Genomic DNA, 15020 nt, shown 5'->3' with positions numbered 1-15020 from the left:
CCGCACGTTCGCGCGGCCGAGATCGCTCGCGGGTGGAACTCGGCTGAGGCGGCACTGCCTCGGCTGTGGCTCGCAAACTACGTCCGGGCAGTTGCGCAGCCGTGACGTGATTGTTTCAGCCGTGTAACAGGTTGGCCGAGTCGGGGTCCGGGGGGTGGGCATCTAGGCTGGGCGGGTGAGCTCCGCAGCACCCACCTCGACCGACCCGCGCGCGCTGCCCTTCGAGACCGCCTCGTGGGCCCGCCGGGTGCTGGCACTGATCGTGGACTGGGCGCTCTCGATCCTGGTGGTCGTGTTCTTCATCGGCTGGGACGCCTACACCTCGCCCGGCGGAGCCAAGCAGGTGCTGGTCCCGGTCGTGTACGTCGTGGAGTCGGCGCTGCTGACCACGCTCGTCGGCGGCTCGTTCGGCAAGCTCGCGACGCGGTTGCGCACGGTGCGCGTCGACGGCGATCCCCGGCCCCTGGACCCGCTGCGCGCCGTGGCGCGCCAGCTCATGGTCGCGGTGGTGATCCCGCCGCTGATCTTCCGGCCCGACGGCCGGGGCGTGCACGACCTGTCGTGCGGCAGCGCCACCGTCACCCTGCAGACCTACCGCACCTACTTCCGCCGGCTCGCCGGCTGAGCGCGACGCGTTTGGTCGGGGGTGGGGCGGGCAAGATGGATGACGACAGACGGGCCGGTGACACCAGGTCCGCACGAGACTTCGGAGGCACCGTGCACCGCACCATCCGCCGTACCCGCCTAGCCGGTGTGGCCGGCCTGGCCAGCGTGGCCCTGATCTCGCTCGGCGCGCTGAGCGCGTGCGGCAGCAGCGGCTCGGACAAGGCCAGCGACCCCCAGCACAGCGACACCGCGAGTGCCGCCCAGACCGTTGCCCCGGGCAGCACCGTGGAGGCCGTGGACGCCAAGAGCCTGATGACAGCGGCAGCGGCGTCCATGACGTCGATGAAGGTCTCGGCCGACATGGCGCTGGGCTCGTCGGGGGCGATCCACATGTCGGGCGTGGAGCAGACCAGGCCCTCGCTGCTGGGCGAGTTCAGCGTGAATGCGGCCGGCCAGAAGCTGAGCATGCGGATGATCGGGACCCGCTACTACATCCAGGTGCCGCCGAGCGCGGGCCTGCCCGGAGGCAAGAAGTGGGTGACCATGGACGTGAAGGAGCTCGGCTCCCTGACCGGGATGGACACCTCGTCGCTCACCGGCGCGCTCCAGGACCCGGCCTCGAGCCTGGACAAGTACTCCAAGTACATCTCCGGTGGCACCTACGTCGGCGAAGAGAAGGTCGACGGTGTCAGCACCAAGCACTACGACTTCACGATCGACGCGAAGAGCGCGATGGCGCAGATGATGCCCAGCGGCACGCCCTCGGGGGTGACCCTGCCCGACGCGATGAAGGAGAGCGTCTGGATCGACGCCGAGAACCGCCCGGTCCAGATGAAGACCGACATGGGCTCGCTGGGCACCGTCGAGATGCACCTGAGCGACTTCGGCACCAAGGTCTCGGTTGCCGCGCCGCCCGCCGACCAGGTGCAGGACATGGCCAAGCTGCTGAGCGGTGCCGGCACCTCCTGACCGCCGTACGACGGGGAACGGGGCCGGTCCGCATGGACCGGCCCCGTTCTGCGTCGAGCTGGGGGAGAGGTAGCCGCTCAGCGACCGCGCAGGTTGCCGCGCTGGCCCTTCATGCTGGTCGGGACCGGGCCCTTCGGAAGCGGCAGCGTGCCGCGCTGGGCGTCGAGCGCCTTGAGCCGGTAGAGGATGTCGGTGATCTCGGCCGGCTTGACCTGCCGCTTGAGCCGGGTCACATGCGAGACCAGCTTGGGCAGCGGGACCTCGCCCTCACCGTTGCCGGCGACGATCTCGGTGAGCGGGGTCTCCGGGAGCACCCGCTGGTGCTTGGTCCGCTCGGTGGCAAGCAGCGCGCGGACGCGGGCCGGGCTGGTGCCCTCGGCGACCAGGACGATTCCCGGCGGGCCGACGACGCGGTGCACGACGTCCTGGTTCTTGTTGAACCCGACCGCGGGCGACACCGTCCACCCGCGCCGCAGCATGTTGAGCGCCGCGGCAGCGGCACCGGGCTGTCCCTCGATCCGGTTGTAGGCGGCGCGCTGGGCGCGACGGGAGAAGATCAGGAGCGCGGCGACGATGCCGAACAGCACGGCACCGACGACGGTGAAGATGATGCCGAGCAGGCCGCTGGCGGGCAGCAGCCAGAACAGGACGCCGCCGACGACGGCGCCCAGCACGAAGGTGCCACCCACCCACAGGCCGACCGTCGGGTCGGCCTGCCGGGTCATCCGGTAGGTCTCGACGATCTGCTGCCGGCGACTCATCGAGCTCGGGTCGAGCTGGGACATCAGCGGGAGGGCCTCTCTAGCACGGGAATGCGGCAACCGACGCGTCAGGCGGGCGTCTGCGCCTCGCGACGGTCGATGGCCTGACGGTACAGCCGCCCGGCTCGGTACGACGAACGCACGAGCGGCCCTGACAGCGCGCCGGCGAAGCCGATCTCCTCGGCCTCGGCCTGCAGCTCGACGAACTCCTCCGGCTTGACCCACCGCTCCACCGGGTGGTGCCGCAGGCTGGGCCGCAGGTACTGCGTGATCGTGATCAGCTCGCAGCCGGCCTCGTGCAGGTCGCGCAGCGCCTGGGACACCTCGGCGCGGGTCTCGCCCATGCCGAGAATGAGGTTCGACTTGGTCACCAGCCCGAATGCGCGTGCCTGGGTCAGCACGTCCAGCGAGCGCTCGTAGCGGAACGCGGGCCGGATCCGCTTGAAGATCCGCGGCACCGTCTCCAGGTTGTGCGCGAGCACCTCCGGGCGGGACTCGAAGACCTCGGCCAGCAGGTCCGGCTTGCCGTTGAAGTCGGGCACCAGGTTCTCCACCCCGGTGTCGGGGTTGAGCTCGTGGATGGCGCGCACGGTCTCGGCGTAGAGCCACGCCCCGCCGTCCTCGAGGTCGTCGCGGGCGACGCCGGTGATGGTGGCGTACTTCAGCCCCATCGTCTGCACCGACTCGGCCACCCGGCGCGGCTCGTCGCGGTCCAGGGGCTGCGGCTTGCCGGTGTCGATCTGGCAGAAGTCGCAGCGCCGGGTGCACTGGTCGCCGCCGATGAGGAAGGTGGCCTCGCGGTCCTCCCAGCACTCGAAGATGTTGGGACAGCCGGCCTCCTGGCACACGGTGTGCAGGCCCTCGGACTTCACCAGCTGCTGGAGCTGGGTGTACTCCGGGCCCATCTTCGCCCGGGTCTTGATCCACTCCGGCTTGCGCTCGATCGGGGTCTCGGCGTTGCGGACCTCGAGGCGGAGGAGCTTGCGGCCTTCAGCAGCTGGCGCAGTCGTCACGCGACAAGCCTACGCCGGGCACCCCGCTCGGACGCAGCCGGGACTGGCAGGATGACGGGCATGATCGACGCCGCCTCCGCCGCCGTGCCGGGACCCGCCTTCGATGCGCGGCTCGCTGCGCGCTTCCTGGACGTCATCGAGCACGACATCGTGCCGCTGACCCGCCGCGGGGTGGCCACCGGCGACAAGATCTTCGGCGCGGCGCTGCTGCGCAAGGACGACCTGTCCCTGGTGCTGGCGGAGACGAACCACGAGACGGCCAATCCGCTGTGGCACGGCGAGGTGCACTGTCTCAAGAGCTTCTACGAGCTGCCCGAAAGGCCGGCGACCGGCGAGCTGCTCTTCCTCTCCACCCACGAGCCGTGCTCGCTGTGCCTCTCGGCGATCACCTGGACCGGCTTCGACAACATCACCTACCTGTTCAGCCACGAGGACTCCCGCGACGCGTTCGCGATCCCGCACGACCTCCGGATCCTGCGAGAGGTCTTCGGTGGCGGCTACCGCCGGGAGAACGCCTTCTGGACCTCGCGGCCGATCAGCGCCCTGGCCGCCGGCTCGCCCGAGCTGACGGCGCGGATCGAGGACCTGACCGAGACCTACGACGAGCTGTCCTCGATCTACCAGGCAGGCAAGGGCGCGGCCGGGATCCCGCTGGCCTGACGCCCGCAACGCCCGCCGACCTGCTGCCACGCGGAGAGCTCAGGACGACGGCGTCAGCAGCGCGATGCGCGGGCCGTGCTTCGGCTCGGGGCGCGGCTCGTAGTCGGGCGTCGCGTCGTACGGCTCCCAGGCCAGGTAGTGCCGCAGGTGCGCCTCCAGGACCGGAGCCGTCATCGCGACCGACACCTCGTGCCCCGTCTCCAGGGTGAGGCTGGTGACGCCGGCGTCGCTGATGCCGCACGGGATGAACCGGTCGTACCAGTCCATCTCCACGTCGCAGTTGATGGCGACGCCGTGCATGGTCACGCCCTGGCTCACCCGCAGCCCGATGGCGGCGATCTTCCGTTCCGGACGACCGGCTCCCGACCGGGCAGGGCTCGCCGCATCGGTCGGGACGTCCGCCTGCAGCCAGACGCCGCTGCGACCCGGCACCCGCGCGGTGGTGACACCGAGGTCGGCGCAGGTGCGGATCATCGCCTCCTCCAGACGGCGGACGAAGTCGACGACCTTGACGTGGTCGGGCAGTCGCACGATCGGGTAGGCGACCAGTTGGCCGGGACCGTGGAAGGTGATCTTGCCGCCACGGTCGACGTCGATCACCGGCGCACCGCCGGCGTCGACCGGCCGCTCGTGCGGGTCGGTGCGCTTGCCGGCGGTGTAGGTCGGCGGGTGCTCCAGCAGCAGCACCGTGTCGGGCCGGGTGCCCGCGACGACGTCCGCGTGCACCTGCTTCTGCAGCTCCCAGGCGTCGAGGTAGTCGATGGTTCCCAGGGCCTCGAAGCGCAACGCTGTCACCCCGCGAGCGTACTCCCCAGGAAGGCGAGCTCGGCGGGGAGCATCCGCCGCCAGTAGCCGGCCTCGTGGGCACCCTCCTCGAAGGTGCTGCGCACGTGGGCCGAGGCGGGGAAGCCCGCGACGTAGCGTCGGACCGCGACGTAGAACGGGTCCTCGCGGCCGATGTCGACCCGCACCGGGATGCCGGCGAGGTCCGACTGACGGTCGAAGACGGAGTAGCGGTCATACTCGGCAGCGCTGGAGAAACCGGCCGGGGAGACCCCGGAGGCGTCGACCCACAGGGCCGGACTCGCCACCGCCACGCCGCGCACCCGGCGGCTACCCAGGAGACCGGCCAGGCGCAGGGCGCCGTACCCGCCCATCGACCAGCCGTGGAACCCGAGCGTGCGCGTCTCGACGTCGTGCTCGGCCAGCAGCGGGAGCAGCTCCTCGGTCACCATCGCGCCGGCGTCCTGGCCGTGGTGCGGGTGCCAGTAGCTCTCCCCGCCGTCGACGGAGGCGATCGCGTACGGCGCCACGCCGCGCGACACCGCCTGCGCCAGGAACTGCGGGCCGCCGAGCTCGTGCACGAAGGTCCTGTGGTCACCGCCCCGGCCGTGCAGCGTGACGACCAACGGCAGCTTCCCGGCGACGCGCGGTGGCCTGATCAGCGACCAACCCGTGCGGACGCCGCCGCGGGCGGCCGAGACGAACGATCCGCTGATGATGGGGCCCGGGGCGACGTCGGGGATCGTGCCGTCGGCGCCGGTCCAGCCCAGGGCCCGGTGCATCCGGGCGCGGCCGGGCAGGACGCCCTCCTGCACGCCCGCGAACACGGCGGCGCCCCCGACGCCGACGGCGAGGGGAGCGGTGAGCAGCGTACGACGCGACAGCATGGGCGCATCGTTGCAGCAACGGGGGCTGAACGTGCCGCTCCCCGGACGAGACGGTGGGTCCGACGGCGTGTCGGCCCCCGTGTCGCCCGGGGAGCGGAGGGTGCTGGTGGAGCGGGTGGATCAGAGGTCGAAGACGCCGGCCTCGAGACGCTTCTTGACGTCCTGCAGGAACCGGCCGGCGTCGGCACCGTCGACCAGGCGGTGGTCGTAGGTCAGCGCCAGGTAGACCATGTGCCGGATCGCGATGGTCTCGCCGAGCTCCGGGTCGTCGATGACGACCGGGCGCTTCACCACGGCCCCGGGGCCGAGGATGGCGACCTGCGGCTGGTTGATGATCGGCGTGTCGAACAGCGCGCCGAACGAGCCGAGGTTGGTGATGGTGAACGTGCCGCCGGAGAGCTCGTCGGGGGTGATCTTGTTGGTGCGGGTGCGCTCGGCCACGTCGGCGATCTTCTTCGCCAGACCGGCGATGGAGAGGTCGCCGGCGTCCTTGACGACCGGGGTGAGCAGGCCGCGCTCGGTGTCCACCGCGAACGCGACGTTCTCGCGGTCGTAGTAGGTCACCTCGCCCGCCTCGGTGTTGAGGTTGGCGTTGAGCTTGGGGTGGGCCTTGAGCGTGTCGATCGCGGCCTTGGCGAAGAACGGCAGGTAGGTCAGCTTGACGCCCTCGCGGGCCTGGAACGCCGCCTTGTTGGCCTCGCGCAGGCGGGCGATGTTGGTGACGTCGACCTCCATCACCTGGGTGAGCTGCGCCGAGACGTGCAGCGACTCGGTCATCCGCTCGGCGATCACCTTGCGCAGGCGGGAGACCTTCTCGGTGGTGCCACGCAGCGGCGAGGCGGCGGCCGGAGCGGCGGCGGACCTGGCCGGAGCCGCCTGCGGCGAGGCGGCGGGGGCCTCGGGAGCGGCCGGGGTCTTGGCGGCCTCGGCAGCGGCGAGGACGTCCTCCTTGCGGATGCGACCGCCGACGCCCGATCCCTGGACGCTGGAGAGGTCGACGCCGTGCTCGGCGGCGAGCTTGCGCACCAGCGGCGTGACATAGCCGCCGGCCTCGATGCTGCTGCTGGGCGCGAGCGGGGCCGAGGTGGCCGGGCTGGTCGGCGCCGGGGAGCCGGCCGGTGCGGTGGCGGCGGGCGTCGTCGCACCGGTCGAGGACTCGGCGGCCGCCGGCGGGGCGTACTCGGCCGAGGCGGGGGTCTGCTCGCTCTGGGCCGGAGCGGCGGCCGGGGTCGGCTGCGCGGGCTCGGCCGGGGCGGCCTCGGAGGAGGCGGCCGGCTCGGCGGGCGCCGCGGGAGCCGCGGGAGCCGCGGGAGCCTCCGGCGCCGCGGGGGCTGCCGAGGCGTCGCCGACGAGGGCGAGCTCGGCGCCGACCTCGACCGTCTCGTCCTCGTTCACCTTGATCTCGAGCAGCGTGCCGGCGACCGGCGAGGGGATCTCGGTGTCGACCTTGTCGGTGGAGACCTCGAGCAGCGGCTCGTCGACGGCCACGGCGTCACCGACCTGCTTGAGCCACCGCGTCACCGTGCCCTCGGTGACCGACTCGCCGAGGGCGGGCAGGGTGACCGACGTGGCGTTGCCGCCGCCGGCGGGAGCAGCGGGGGCCTGGGCGGCAGCCGGAGCCTCCGGCGCGGCCGGGGCCGGCTCGGCCTGGGCGGGCGCCTGCTCGGCAGGTGCCTCGGAGGCGGCGGGCGCCTCGGGCGCGGCCGGTGCAGCGGAGCCGGCCTCGTCAGCGGCACCGATCAGCGCCAGCACGGCGCCGACCTCCACGGTGTCGTCCTCGCCGGCCTTGATCTCGACGAGGGTGCCCGCCACCGGCGAGGGGATCTCGGTGTCGACCTTGTCGGTGGAGACCTCGAGCAGGGGCTCATCGACGGCCACGGTGTCGCCGACGTTCTTGAGCCAGCGGGTGACAGTGCCCTCGGTGACGGATTCGCCGAGTGCCGGGAGGGTGACTTCGGTGGCCATGGACTTCCTTCGCTGCGTACTGGTGGTGACCGTACTGGGACCGTAACGTGTGCGTTCATCTTGGCACCCCGCACACAGGCGCGCAGCACCGGCTGTCCTACCGACTGGTAACGGAATGTGCCACATCACATGGCGCGACCGGGCACACTTGCCCCCATGGCGTGGTGGGATCGATGGCGTCGCGGTGGCCGCTGGCGCGCACCGGCGGCGGATGGCTACAGGACCGGCTCGACCCGGGTGCGCGCGGCGGACGGTGCCGACGTCGAGCACCTGCAGGCGTTCATCGACGGCCGGCGCGGCGTCGAGGGCTTCGTCGAGCCGCGCACGGCCGTCAGCGATGTGACGCTGCTCCTGGTCGCCCACGACGGGGAGTGGACCCGGCGCCGGGTGCCCTCGGTGCGTTGGGCGCACGAGTTCTGCAACGACCGGATGGTGCCGTCGTACGACGCGGCCGTCGTCGGCGTCCCGCAGCGGATGCGCGACTACAACCGCCGTCGTAAGCAGGAAGGGCGCTGAGCGCGGCTCAGACCAGCGACCGGGCGTAGTCGACCAGGGTCGCCGTCGCGGTCCCGGTGGCGCCGGGGCTGAGGTGTCCCGAGGCGCCGCCGGCGTTCCACGACGGCCCCGCGATGTCCAGGTGCGCCCAGGGCAGGCCGGCGGTGAACTCGCGCAGGAACGCGGCGGCGAACAGACCGCCGCCCCACCGGATGAAGTCGTACTGCGCCAGGTCGGCGATCTTCGAGGAGTGGACCCGCTCGTCCATGATCTCCGGCAGCGGCATCGGCCAGGCGTCCTCGCCGGCGATCTCCGCCGCGGCCAGGACGGCGTCGACCATGTCGGGTGTGCCCATCACGCCGGTGATCTTGTCGCCCAGCGCCGTGACCATGTGGCCGGTCAGGGTGGCGACGTCGATGATCGCATCGGGGGAGACCTCGGTCGCGCGGACGAGCGCGTCGGCGAGGATGAGCCGGCCCTCGGCGTCTGCGTTCAGCATCTCCGAGGTGGTGCCGCCGTAGTGCGTGATCACGTCGCCGGGCCGCATCGCGGCACCCGAGATCATGTTCTCCGCCATCGGGGCGAAGGCCGAGATCCGCACCGGCAGCCCGAGCCGGGCGATCGCCAGCGTCGCCTGCACGACGGAGGCCGCGCCGTGCATGTCGGTCTTCATGTGCGTCATCGCGCCGCCGGGCTTGATCGTCAATCCGCCGGTGTCGTAGGTGATGCCCTTGCCGACCAGGGCGAGGTGGGCGACCGGCGCCTCGGGCTGGTAGGACAGCTCGACCAGCCGCGGCGGGGCGGCCGACGCCGCGCCCACGGCGAGGATGCCGCCGCAGCCGAGGTCGGCGAGCTGCTGCTCGTCGTACACCGTCACCGACACCCCCGGGACACCGCCGGCGGCGGCCACGACGGCGTCGGCGAACACCGGCGGGGTCAGGTCGGCGGCAGGGGTGTTCACCCAGTCGCGCACGGTGGCGATCGCCGCGGCGAGCACCTGCGCCTCCTCGAAGGCGGCCGTCGCGGTGGCCTGCCGCGCGATCGGCGACAACACGATCACGTCGGCCGGCGCCTGGCTCTGGGCACCGCTCTTGTAGACGGTGAAGGTGTAGCCACCCAGGACGCTGCCCTCCGTCACGGCCCGGACCAGCTCGCCGGAGTCCGCCGGCAGCGCCAGCGCCACCGACGTCGCGTTCGGTACGGCGCGGGCGGCCACGCCGGCGGCCCGCCGGACGGCATCGGGCGTCACGGCCGGTCCGATGCCGACGAGGACGAGCAGCTGGGCCGCGAGACCGTCGCCGGCCGGCAGCCGGGTGACCTCGCCGGCCTTGCCGGTCACGCCCAGCGATGCCAGCAGACCCCGCAGCCGGCGGCCGAAGGTGTGCGCGACGTCCTCGGCCCCAGCGGCCAGCTCCGGGCCCTTCGCGCCCTGCACGACGCCGACCACGACGGCCTCGGCGCGGGTCTTGGCGGGGCTGGCGGTGCGCAGGGTGTAGGACGTCACGCCCGGCAGCCTACCTACGGTAGTTTCGAGGCCATGTCCGAAGCCGATGATCTGCTGACCTCACCCCTCCACGACCGCCATGTCGCGCTCGGCGCGAAGTTCGGCGAGTTCGGCGGCTGGTCGATGCCGCTGGAGTACGGCGGCGCCGGTGGCGGGGTCGTCAAGGAGCACACCGCCGTGCGCGAGGCCGCGGGCATCTTCGACGTCAGCCACCTCGGCAAGGCGACGGTGCGCGGGGCCGGCGCCGCGGCGTACGTGAACGCCACGCTGTCGAACGACCTGCGCCGGATCGCGCCGGGGAAGGCGCAGTACACCCTGTGCATCGACGACCTCACCGGCGGCATCGTCGACGACCTGATCGCCTACTACAGGAGCGAGGAGGAGGTCTTCCTCATCCCCAATGCGGCGAACACGGCCGAGGTGGTGCGCCGCCTCGCCGAGTCCGCGCCCGAGGGGGTGCAGGTGAGCGATCAGCACCGCGACTTCGTCGTGCTCGCCGTGCAGGGCCCGCGCTCGGACGAGGTGCTGGCCGCGGTGGGGCTGCCGACCGGCCACGACTACATGAGCTTCGTCGAGGCGCCGCTGCCCGGCGCTGCCGCCGGCGGCACCGTGGTCGTGTGTCGCACCGGCTACACCGGCGAGCGCGGCTACGAGATCGTCGCGAGCAACGCCGACGCGGCGCCGCTGTGGGACGCGCTGATGAGCGCCGGTGCCGAGTTCGGACTGGTGCCGTGCGGCCTCGGCGCCCGCGACACGCTGCGCACCGAGATGGGCTACCCGCTGCACGGCCAGGACATCTCGCCGACGATCAACCCGCTCGAGGGCGGCGTCGGCTGGGCCGTCGGGTGGAAGAAGGAGGCGTTCTGGGGGCGGGAGGTGCTGGCGCCGATCAAGGAGGCCGGCCCGACCCGGGTCCTGCGCGGCGTCCTGGCGACCGGACGCGGCATCCCGCGCCCGCACATGGTCGTGTCGCTGACCCCCGACCTCCTGGTCGGGGAGGTCACCTCGGGCACGTTCAGCCCAACCCTGCGCAAGGGGATCGGTCTGGCCCTGGTCTCCACCAAGGTCGCGCCCGATGCCGAGATCGGCATCGATGTCCGCGGCCGGCGTGAGGTCTTCCAGCTGACCTCGCCGCCGTTCGTCCCCGCCCACGTCCGAGAGGCCTGAGCCGTGTCCCTTCCCGATGTGCCCTCGCCCTTCCGCCCGACCCCGCCGCCCGAGCAGGCCTGGTGGTGGCGCCTCCAGGACGCCGCCGGTGAGGAGGTGGGTGTCACCGAGGAGTACGCCGACCAGCGGTTCGCCTCGCAGGGCGACGCCGAGTCGTGGGTGGGGGAGTACTGGCAGGAGCTGGCGGAGCAGGGCGTGAGCGCCGTCGTACTGCTCGAGCACGACCGGCAGGTCTACGGGCCGATGTCCTTGAGCGCTGACGGCTGATGACGGACGCGACGACGCCCGCCCGTTCCGACCAGCCCGACCAGCTCGACGAGCAGGCGGGCTACCACCAGAGCCTGGGGCGCCGTCAGGTCCAGATGATCGCCATCGGCGGCGCGATCGGCACCGGCCTCTTCCTGGGCTCGGCCGCTCGGCTCAACAGCACCGGTCCGGCGCTGCTGCTCAGCTACGCCGCCGTGGGCGTGATCGCCTACTTCCTGATGCGGGCCCTGGGCGAGCTGGTCCTGCACCGCGCGACCTCGGGGGCCTTCGTCTCCTACATGCGGGAGTTCTACGGCGAGCTCGGCGCCTACGTCACCGGTTGGATGTACTGGCTCAACTGGGCGCTGACCGGCATCGCCGACCTCTCCGCCGTCGGCCTGTACGTGAAGCACTTCGACAAGAGCATGCCCTCGTGGGTCACCGTGCTGATCGCGCTGGCGGTGGTCCTGGTGGTCAACCTGCTCTCGGCGAAGGCGTTCGGCGAGTTCGAGTTCTGGGCCTCGCTGCTCAAGGTCGGCGCGATCGTGGCGTTCCTCCTGGTCGCCCTAGTGGTGGTCGTCGGCGGCCTGCACATCGGCGACCACCAGGCCGGCTTCCAGAACCTCTGGAACAACCCCGGCGGCTTCTGGCCGGCCAGCGGCGACTTCCACTGGTACGGCCCGATCCTCATCATGTCCAGCGTCGTCTTCGCCTACGCCGCCATCGAGATGGTCGCCGTGGCCGCCGGCGAGATGGAGGATCCGCGCCGCGAGGTGCCCCGCGCCGTGCACTCGGTGGTGTTCCGGATCGGGGTGTTCTACGTCGGGTCGATCCTGCTGCTCGTCGCGATGCTGCCGACCTCGGACTACCAGTCCGGCACCAGCCCGTTCGTCACCGTCTTCGACCGGCTGGGCTTCGGCGCGATCGGCGACGTCGTCCAGGCGATCCTCATCATCGCCGCCATGTCGAGCCTCAACTCCGGGCTCTACTCCACCGGCCGGGTGCTGCGCAGCCTCGGCGGGGCCAAGCAGGCGCCGGGCTTCACACTGCGGATGAGCGCCAGCGGCGTCCCGTACGCCGGCATCCTCATGACGGCCGTCGTCTACGCGCTGGGCGCCATCCTCAACGCCGTCGCTCCGGGCTCGGCCTTCGACATCGCGCTGGAGTGCGCCTCGATCGGCGTCCTGGCGACCTGGTCGGCGGTCTTCCTGTGCCAGCTGCGCCTGCGCCAGCTCAGCGATCGCGGGGTGGTCCCGGCGAGCTCGTTCCAGGCGCCGGGATCGCCGTACACGAGCATCATCGGCCTGGTGTTCATCGGGCTCGTCGTGGTCGGGATGGCGATCTCGGGGTGGCAGGAGTCGGCCGACTTCTGGCACAAGACCGACTTCCTGGTGGTGGTGCTCGGCCTGCCGGTCATCGTCGTGGTGCTCGCCGTCGGCTGGCTCTACGCCCGACCCCGGGTGGTCGCCAACACCGGCAACCGGTTGGGCTCGCGCTGGACCCTCGACGGCCCGAGGTACGCCGAGGGCGACCGGGCCGGCGCCTGACCCCGGGGGCGCTGCGGGCACGGCGTGGCTGCGACCTGCGGCTGCCGGCGGGTTCGCGTGCGGCGTACGAATGCGTCCATAATGCGCCCCGTCATCCCTCGCAGACCGGATCGGGCGGCGCCCTGTGCCGTCCTGGTCCCGCACAGTCTTGACTAGGACTTCTCCATGGACCGCTTCTTCCGCATCAGCGAGCGTGGCAGCACCGTTCGCACCGAGATCCTCGGTGGTCTCGTCACGTTCGCGACGATGGCCTACATCGTCGCCCTGAACCCGGCCATCCTCGGCGGAGTCAAGGACGCCGCCGGGCTCACCCTCGACCAGACCCAGCTCGTCACCGTCACCGCGCTGGTCGCCGGCGTCATGACGATCGCGATGGGCCTGTTCGCCAACGTTCCCATGGCGCTGGCCGCCGGCCTGGGTGTCAACGCCTTCGTCGCCTACACCCTGGTCGCCGGCCGCGGCCTGAGCTGGGCCGACGCGATGGGCGTGATCGTGATCGAGGGCATCGTGATGCTCGTGCTGGTCCTGGTCGGGCTGCGCGAGGCGATCATGAACGCGATCCCGGACGCTCTCAAGCGTGCGATCGGGGCCGGCATCGGCCTGTTCATCGCGCTGATCGGCTTCGTCGACGGCGGCATCGTGATCCACCCCGAGGGTGGGGGCACCGTCGTCGCGCTGAGCGACCACTTCCGCAGCTGGAACACGCTGGTCTTCGCCGTCACCCTGCTGGTGGTCGCCATCTTGATGGCACGGCGCATCCCGGGTGCGCTACTGATCGGCATCGTCGTCGGCACGATCGTGGCGCTGATCGTCAACGGTGCCGCCGACGGGACCCCCGTCGCCGGGGCAAGCTGGCCACACAAGGTCTTCGCCACGCCGGACTTCCACCTCGTCGGCGACGCCCGCTTCCACGTCTTCGACGTGCTCGGGTGGGGCGCCGCGATCGGGCTGATCCTGACCGTGCTGATGGCCAACTTCTTCGACGCGATGGGCACCGCCCTGGCGATCGGCCGCGAGGCGGAGCTGGTCGACGAGGACGGGCGGCTGCCGCAGATGCGCAACGTCTTGATCGTGGAGTCCGTCGGCGCCGTCGCCGGTGGCGCGGCCTCGGCCTCGTCCAACACGATCTTCGTCGAGAGCACCGCCGGTGCCGCGCAGGGCGCCAAGACCGGCCTGGCGAACATCGTCACCGGCGTGCTGTTCCTGCTCGCGATGTTCCTCTCGCCGATCGTCGGGATCATCCCGTCCTCGGCCACCGGCCCGGCGCTGGTGATCGTCGGCGCGCTGATGATCAGCCAGGTCGCCGGCATCGACTGGCAGGACATGGGCGTCGCGCTGCCCGCCTTCGTCACCATCACGCTGATGCCGTTCACCTACTCGATCGCCAACGGCGTGGGCGCGGGGATCGTCACCTTCGTGCTGATCGCCCTGGGTCGCGGCCGGTGGCGCGACGTGCACCCGCTGCTCGCCGTCGTCGGGGCGTTCTTCGTCTGGTACTTCCTGCGCGGGGTCGTCTGAGGCTCGGCGCTTCGCACGGCGTCCACAGCGCTGGGGTGGGCAGGACGGGCCGAGACGCTACGGTCGAGCCATGCGATCCTTCCGACAGGTCGACGTCTTCTCCGCCGAGCCGCTGCTGGGCAATCCGGTGGCCGTCGTCCACGACGCTGAGGGGCTGGAGGACGAACAGCTGGCGGCGTTCGCACGCTGGACGAACCTGTCCGAGACGACGTTCCTGCTGCCGCCGACCTCCGCCGAGGCCGACTACCGGTTGCGGATCTTCACCCCGGGCGGCGAGCTGCCGTTCGCCGGTCACCCGACGCTGGGCTCCGCGCACGCGTGGCTGGAGGCCGGCGGTCGTCCACGGGGTGAGCGAATCGTGCAGGAGTGCGGCGTCGGTCTGGTGGAGCTGCACCGCGAGCAGGGCCGACTCGCCTTCGCGGCCCCCGACCGTCTCCGCTCCGGCTCGGTCGGTGCGGAGGACCTGGCCCGCGTCGCCGACGGCTTGCGGATCGGACGCGACGAGATCCTCGACGCCGAGTGGGTCGACAACGGCCCGGGCTGGGTGGCGGTGCTGCTCGCGGACGCGGCGGCGGTGCTCTCGGTGTGGCCCGACCCCGCCGCGCTCGGTGACCTGGCCGTCGGCGTCGTCGGGATCTACCCGGAGGGGGAGTGCGCCATCGAGGTGCGCGCGTTCGTCGGCGGCCTCGGCGTCGACGAGGATCCGGTGACCGGCTCGCTGAACGCCGGCATCGCGCAGTGGCTGGTCGGCAACGGGACGCTGCCGGCGGCGTACGTCGCGAGCCAGGGCACGGCGCTGGGGCGTCACGGGCGGGTGCACGTCGCCAGCGACCCCGACGGCGTCATCTGGGTGGGCGGCGACACGCGGACGACCATCACCGGCACCGTCGCCCTCTGAC

The 15020-nt window shown here is 71.9% G+C and carries 15 protein-coding genes; 9 read left to right on the top strand and 6 right to left on the bottom strand.

Annotated features, from left to right (window positions below):
- The first annotated feature begins 175 nt into the window (after positions 1 to 175).
- On the top strand, positions 176 to 625 hold the full coding sequence (locus P5P86_RS13445) for an RDD family protein (RefSeq protein ID WP_280607950.1): 450 nt from the start codon (positions 176 to 178) through the stop codon (positions 623 to 625).
- A gap of 92 nt (positions 626 to 717) precedes the next feature.
- Positions 718 to 1575: an SCO4651 family lipoprotein gene (locus P5P86_RS13440; protein ID WP_280607949.1), complete on the top strand. Its 858-nt coding sequence runs from the start codon at positions 718 to 720 to the stop codon at positions 1573 to 1575.
- A gap of 77 nt (positions 1576 to 1652) precedes the next feature.
- Here the strand turns inward: P5P86_RS13440 and P5P86_RS13435 are convergent, their stop codons facing one another.
- Both P5P86_RS13435 and lipA read right to left on the bottom strand, forming a co-directional pair.
- On the bottom strand, positions 1653 to 2360 hold the full coding sequence (locus tag P5P86_RS13435) for a DUF4191 domain-containing protein (RefSeq protein WP_280607948.1): 708 nt from the start codon (positions 2358 to 2360) through the stop codon (positions 1653 to 1655).
- A gap of 44 nt (positions 2361 to 2404) precedes the next feature.
- Positions 2405 to 3349, bottom strand: coding sequence for a lipoyl synthase (lipA, locus tag P5P86_RS13430; protein WP_280607947.1), 945 nt, complete (start codon positions 3347 to 3349; stop codon positions 2405 to 2407).
- Positions 3350 to 3409: 60 nt separating this feature from the next.
- Between lipA and P5P86_RS13425 the strand changes: the two genes are divergently transcribed.
- A complete protein-coding gene (locus tag P5P86_RS13425; RefSeq protein WP_280607946.1) occupies positions 3410 to 4009 on the top strand; it encodes a cytidine/deoxycytidylate deaminase family protein in 600 nt (199 codons plus the stop codon).
- A gap of 39 nt (positions 4010 to 4048) precedes the next feature.
- Here the strand turns inward: P5P86_RS13425 and lipB are convergent, their stop codons facing one another.
- The 3 genes from lipB to sucB form a co-directional block, all read right to left on the bottom strand.
- The gene (gene lipB / locus P5P86_RS13420; RefSeq protein WP_280607945.1) at positions 4049 to 4804 is read right to left on the bottom strand and encodes a lipoyl(octanoyl) transferase LipB; all 756 of its coding nucleotides are present in this window, start codon (positions 4802 to 4804) and stop codon (positions 4049 to 4051) included.
- On the bottom strand, positions 4801 to 5679 hold the full coding sequence (locus P5P86_RS13415) for an alpha/beta hydrolase (RefSeq protein ID WP_280607944.1): 879 nt from the start codon (positions 5677 to 5679) through the stop codon (positions 4801 to 4803). The genes lipB and P5P86_RS13415 overlap by 4 nt, the downstream gene beginning before the upstream one ends.
- A gap of 120 nt (positions 5680 to 5799) precedes the next feature.
- Complete coding sequence (sucB, locus tag P5P86_RS13410) at positions 5800 to 7644, bottom strand: 2-oxoglutarate dehydrogenase, E2 component, dihydrolipoamide succinyltransferase (protein WP_280607943.1); 1845 nt, start codon at positions 7642 to 7644, stop codon at positions 5800 to 5802.
- Positions 7645 to 7800: 156 nt separating this feature from the next.
- Between sucB and P5P86_RS13405 the strand changes: the two genes are divergently transcribed.
- Complete coding sequence (locus P5P86_RS13405; protein ID WP_280607942.1) at positions 7801 to 8160, top strand: hypothetical protein; 360 nt, start codon at positions 7801 to 7803, stop codon at positions 8158 to 8160.
- A gap of 7 nt (positions 8161 to 8167) precedes the next feature.
- Here the strand turns inward: P5P86_RS13405 and P5P86_RS13400 are convergent, their stop codons facing one another.
- Positions 8168 to 9643: a leucyl aminopeptidase gene (locus P5P86_RS13400; RefSeq protein ID WP_280607941.1), complete on the bottom strand. Its 1476-nt coding sequence runs from the start codon at positions 9641 to 9643 to the stop codon at positions 8168 to 8170.
- A 33-nt stretch (positions 9644 to 9676) separates the two neighbouring features.
- Between P5P86_RS13400 and gcvT the strand changes: the two genes are divergently transcribed.
- From gcvT to P5P86_RS13375, 5 genes are all read left to right on the top strand, one after another.
- Entirely contained in the window at positions 9677 to 10810 is a 1134-nt protein-coding gene (gene gcvT, locus P5P86_RS13395; RefSeq protein ID WP_280607940.1) for a glycine cleavage system aminomethyltransferase GcvT, read from the top strand.
- A gap of 3 nt (positions 10811 to 10813) precedes the next feature.
- Complete coding sequence (locus tag P5P86_RS13390) at positions 10814 to 11077, top strand: hypothetical protein (RefSeq protein WP_280607939.1); 264 nt, start codon at positions 10814 to 10816, stop codon at positions 11075 to 11077.
- On the top strand, positions 11077 to 12603 hold the full coding sequence (locus tag P5P86_RS13385; protein ID WP_280607938.1) for an amino acid permease: 1527 nt from the start codon (positions 11077 to 11079) through the stop codon (positions 12601 to 12603). Before P5P86_RS13390 ends, P5P86_RS13385 begins: the two co-directional genes overlap by 1 nt.
- Positions 12604 to 12768: 165 nt before the next feature.
- The gene (locus P5P86_RS13380) at positions 12769 to 14121 is read left to right on the top strand and encodes an NCS2 family permease (RefSeq protein ID WP_280607936.1); all 1353 of its coding nucleotides are present in this window, start codon (positions 12769 to 12771) and stop codon (positions 14119 to 14121) included.
- Positions 14122 to 14191: 70 nt separating this feature from the next.
- On the top strand, positions 14192 to 15019 hold the full coding sequence (locus P5P86_RS13375) for a PhzF family protein (RefSeq protein ID WP_280607935.1): 828 nt from the start codon (positions 14192 to 14194) through the stop codon (positions 15017 to 15019).
- Position 15020 lies beyond the last annotated feature (1 nt).

The sequence above is a fragment of the Nocardioides sp. BP30 genome (assembly GCF_029873215.1).
In the GTDB taxonomy this organism is placed as follows: Bacteria; Actinomycetota; Actinomycetes; order Propionibacteriales; family Nocardioidaceae; genus Nocardioides.
The sequence above is the reverse complement of the archived record's forward strand: the minus strand, read 5'-3'. Positions and strand labels throughout refer to the sequence as shown.